Source organism: Oleiphilus sp. HI0132 (genome assembly GCF_001635845.1).
This window is the reverse complement of record NZ_LWGJ01000635.1, coordinates 1-1,009: the sequence shown is the minus strand read 5'-3', so window position 1 is coordinate 1,009 and position 1,009 is coordinate 1. Positions and strand designations below refer to the sequence as shown.

The window sequence follows — 1,009 nt, the reverse complement described above, 5'->3', positions numbered from 1 at the left end:
ACGATAACTCGAAAAGCACTGAAGGTGTTGTTGCTGAGATAGCGCCAAAAGAGTGCCGTGACCGTTTGAGAGCCGATATTGCCAACTGCGAGCTTCTGGGTGAAACCCAGGATGCCAAGAAAATATTGCTTTATCATCACCGCCAATCTTCGGTGCTAATGAATGAAATTGGCCGTTTGCGAGAAGAGTCCTTCCGCTTGGTGGGCGAAGGAACAGGGCGTGAACGTGATCTCGATGAGTACGATGCCCACTATATGCACATCGTCCTTTGGGATGAAGAGCAAGGTGAGGTGGTCGGCGCGTATCGCCTAAGAGGTACTGATCAGCTCGATGTACAGGAAGATTCTGATCGGCTGATTGTTAATTCTCCTCTTTATACTGCGAGCTTATTCGACTACTTACCAGCATCGCGTAGCATTCTAGAGCATGGGTTGGAGCTGGGCCGAAGTTTTGTTCAGCCACAATACTGGGGTTCCAAAAGCCTGGAATATTTGTGGTATGGCATCGCAGCCTTTCTTAGGCTACACCCTCAATACCGTTACTTGTTCGGCGCAGTAAGTATTAGCAATACCTTATCTGCACCAGCTAAAGACTTACTTATCTATTTCTATCAGCACTACTATGGAACTGAGACAAAGTATCTAGTCTGTCATCACCCATACCAGCTAAGTGAGGCTTCAAAAAAGCACCTAGATCAATTTTTTGAAGGTTTAGATCTAAAGGAAGGCTTCATTAAGCTCAAGAAACAGCTAAGGTATCTTGGCTTCGCTGTTCCTGTTTTATACAAACAGTATGCAGAATTGTCAGAACCAGGCGGGACGCGCTTTTTAGGCTTCAATATCGACTCGGACTTTAGTGATTGCGTTGACGGCTTTGTCGTGGTCGATATTGATCAAATGTCAGGACAAAAACGAAAACGCTATGGTTTGCTGACGCATCGGCTTGTTTCATCTTAGTATTATTGTTTGTTTGGGTCTCATTGCTCAGCACTTAAGACGCTCAACGAGCT

1 protein-coding gene is annotated in these 1,009 nt (G+C 45.5%); it reads left to right on the top strand.

Features of this window, described 5'->3' with window-relative positions:
• Window positions 1-956: GNAT family N-acetyltransferase (locus tag A3766_RS07750; protein WP_156508769.1), on the top strand; the 956-nt coding region annotated here is incomplete at its 5' end.
• Window positions 957-1,009: the final 53 nt, after the last annotated feature.